The sequence below is a fragment of the Ramlibacter sp. WS9 genome (assembly GCF_003797765.1).
Classification (GTDB): Bacteria; Pseudomonadota; Gammaproteobacteria; order Burkholderiales; family Burkholderiaceae_C; genus Ramlibacter.
In genome coordinates this window covers 1-400 of the sequence record NZ_RKMB01000169.1, presented here as the reverse complement: position 1 = coordinate 400, position 400 = coordinate 1, and the positions used below count along the sequence as shown (strand labels likewise).

Sequence of the window (400 nt, the reverse complement as noted above, 5' to 3'; positions counted from 1 at the left end):
TTACCCACCAAGGGCGTTAACGGCACATTAACGCCATAGGCGCTGTTGCGACAGGGCCGCTCCTCAACCGTAGGCACCGCGCAGTGACATCACGCCGCGCCTTCGCGCCGCCTGGCGGATCAGCAGTTCGCCCACTGCCAGGGCCAGCGCCACGCCGCCGACGATCTTGCCGGCGTAGGCCCAGTCCATCGGCGCGCCGGGGGTGACGACGAACAGGCAGATGCCGGCCAGCACATGCAGCGCGACGAACAGCGCCCAGAGACTGGCCAGGCGGTCGCCCAGCGGCATCCGGTAGGGCCGTGGACGCGGGTCAGCGCGGCGCAGGCGGACGAAGGCCAGGCACATCAGCACATAGGGCATCATGAAAACCATGGCGAAGATCGACAGCAGGGTCCAGAAC

Annotated in this window: 1 protein-coding gene; it reads right to left on the bottom strand. The window is 67.8% G+C overall.

Features of this window, described 5'->3' with window-relative positions; translation table 11 throughout:
* Window positions 1-63 precede the first annotated feature (63 nt).
* The coding region (locus EEB15_RS33495; RefSeq protein WP_199236724.1) for a hypothetical protein at window positions 64-400 on the bottom strand (337 nt) is incomplete at its 5' end.